At 58.1% G+C, this 3,136-nt stretch carries 1 protein-coding gene; it reads right to left on the bottom strand.

What is annotated here, in order from left to right:
* On the bottom strand, positions 1 to 2,961 hold a 2,961-nt coding region (nifJ, locus tag R6V78_RS09135; protein WP_410289043.1), incomplete at its 3' end, for a pyruvate:ferredoxin (flavodoxin) oxidoreductase.
* Between the last annotated feature and the right edge of the window lie 175 nt (positions 2,962 to 3,136).

The following is a 3,136-nucleotide window of genomic DNA, read 5'->3' as shown; positions in this document are numbered from 1 at the left end:
GACGATCACATTGATGTCTTCACCCGAAGCTAGGACGTGGTCAATGCCGCCGAAAGAGATGTCGTAGGCGCTGCCGTCTCCCACGAAAACCCAGTAGGAACGCTTGGTGAAATAGGAGGCCAGGCTCTCGATCCGACTCAACAGGGGGTGCCCCTCATAGGCAAACAGCATTTCCCGGATCTGGTCGCCATAGCGCTTGGAGCCTTCGGCATCCTTCATATGGCCCAACCACCCCTTCATGGCCACCTTGAGGTTGGCATCGATATCCGCCTCCAGGGCCTGGGCCACCAGATCGGCCAGCAGCCGACGCTGCTGCAATTGGCCCAATAGCATGCCGTAGGTAAACTCGGCCGGGTCTTCGAACAAGGAGTTGCCCCAGGTGGGTCCGCACCCCTCTTCATTGACACAATAAGGAATCGACGGCGCACTGCCGCCCCAGATAGAGGTACACCCGGTGGCATTGCCGATCACCATGCGGTCGCCGAAAAGCTGGGTCAGCAGTTTGGCGTAGGGAGTTTCACCGCATCCGGCACAGGCACCCGAAAACTCAAGCAAGGGTTGGTAAAACTGGCTGCCCTTGACCGTGTTGCGGGCCACCAGCCCTTCGCGAACCGGCAGGCTGGAGGCAAAGCGCTGGTTGGGCACCTGCTTTGCCAGCTGGGAGGCTAGCGGCCGCATCACCAGCGCCGGCTTTTTGGCCGGGCAGATATCGGCGCAGTTTCCACAGCCCATACAGTCCTCGGCGTAAACCTGGATGCGGAAGCCATAACCTTTCAGCTCCTTTCCCAGGGCTTTTTTGGTCTCGAAGGCATCGGGGGCGGTTTTGCGCTCATCATCAGTCACCAGCAGCGGACGGATGGCTGCATGCGGACAGACCATGGCGCACTGGTTGCATTGAACGCAGTTCTCCACGATCCATTCGGGAACATTGATGGCCACAGCGCGCTTTTCATACTGGGTGGTTCCCACCGGAAAAAGACCGTCGGGGGAGAAGGCGCTTACCGGCAGCTTGTCTCCCTGCTGGGCCAGCATGGGGCGCATCACCTCGCTAACCCAGGCCGGCTCGTCGATGGCTTCGGTAGCAGTGGCCCCCGCCTCGGCCCAGCTGGCCGGGTAGTCGATTGCCACCAGATGGTCCAGGGTCTTATCCACGGCCTGGTTGTTCATGTTGACAATCTTGTCGCCTTTCCTGCCGAACATTGTTTTTATCTCATTTTTCAGCAAGGTGATCGCCTCCTCAACCGGGATCACATTGGACGCCTTGAAGAAGGCCGTCTGCATGATCATGTTGATGCGCCCACCCAAACCCGCCGCACCTGCAATCGTGACGGCATCGATATTGTAGAATTTAAGCTTTTTGCGGGCGATGGTGCGGCGCATGGCCACCGGCAGATGGGTTTCCATCTCCTCGAGGCTCCAGGGGCTGTTGAGCATAAAGGTGCCGCCTTCGCGGATGCCTTCCAGAACATCATAGATGGTGACGTAGGCCGGGTTGTGACAGGCGATGTAATCGGCGCTGTCGATCAGGTAGGTGCTCTTGATGGGCGTTTTTCCGAAACGCAGGTGGGAAATGGTCACCCCGCCTGATTTTTTGGAGTCGTAAGCGAAATAGGCCTGGGCATACATGTCGGTGTTGTCGCCGATGATTTTGATGGCGCTCTTGTTGGCGCCAACCGTGCCATCGGCCCCGAGGCCCCAGAACTTGCATTGAACCGTGTCTTCCGGCGCCACGTCAAACCCGCTTTCCACCTCCAGGCTGGTATGGGTGACATCATCGGTGATCCCTACCGTGAAATGATTTTTGGGTGCGATGGCGTTCATGTTGTCAAACACGGCCTTGACCATGGAGGGGTTGAACTCCTTGGAACCCAGGCCGTAGCGGCCGTTGACGAGGGTGGGCATCTCGCCGTGCTGCACGAAGGCGGTGCAGACGTCCTGGTAGAGTGGGTCACCCAACGCGCCCGGCTCTTTGGTGCGATCGAGGACCGTGATGCGCGCAGCGGTGGCCGGTAAGACCGCCAGCAAATGCCTGGCCGAAAAGGGTCGGAAAAGGCGAACCTTGACCAGACCCACCGATTCGCCGTGTGCGTTGAGGTGGGTCACCACCTCTTCGATGGTCTCGCAGGAGGAGCCCATAGAGATGATAACGCGGTCGGCATTGGGATCACCCACGTAATCGAACAGGTTGTACCTGCGGCCGGTGAACCCGGCGACTGTTTTCATGTAATCGGCAACGATGTCGGGCAGTTCCTGGTAGTAAACGTTGGCCGCTTCCCGCCCCTGGAAGTAAATGTCCGGGTTCTGAGCGGTACCGCGCAACTCGGGCGCTTCAGGGTTGACCGCACGGGCGCGAAAATTTTCCAGGGCTTCCATATTGATCAGCTTGGCCATGTCGGCATAGTCGATGACCTCGATCTTCTGGAGTTCATGGGAGGTCCGGAAACCGTCGAATAAATGCAGAAATGACAGACTGGACTCGATGGCGGCCAGATGGGCGACCAAACCCAGGTCCATCACCTCCTGAACCGAAGCAGAGGCCAGCATGGCAAAGCCGGTCTGGCGCACCGCCATGACGTCCTGATGGTCGCCGAAGATGGAAAGCGCATGGGCGGCGATGGCCCGGGCCGTGACGTGCAGAACGCCAGGCAGGAGTTCACCGGAGATCTTGTACATATTGGGGATCATCAGCAGCAGGCCCTGGGAGGCCGTGTAGGTAGAGGTGAGGGCGCCGGCGGCCAGAGAACCGTGGACCGCAGCCGCGGCACCAGCCTCGCTTTGCAGCTGGCGCACCAGCAGCGTCTGCCCGAAAATGTTCTTGCGCCCGTTTGCCGCCCACTCATCGCAGATTTCACCGATTGGAGAGGATGGAGTGATCGGATAAATGGCGGCTACCTCGCTCATGGCGTAGGCCACGTGGGCGGCTGCGGTGTTTCCGTCGATGGTTTTCATCTTTTTTGCCATAACTGCTCCTTGTAACGGGGGGTTAAAATTGGGCCTTTTGGTTAAATCCGGTTCCGGTTACCAAAAAGGATCCATCTAGAACATATTGAAAAGATCTTGACAAGAATTAAGTCATCTCGAGGTTCAAATCTCTAACTGGTTGCGTTAGGATAGTGTCTATCAGAAACCATTTGTG

Source organism: Desulfosarcina sp. (assembly GCF_046496365.1).
Classification (GTDB): Bacteria; Desulfobacterota; Desulfobacteria; order Desulfobacterales; family Desulfosarcinaceae; genus Desulfosarcina.
This window is presented reverse-complemented; position numbering and strand designations above follow the sequence as displayed.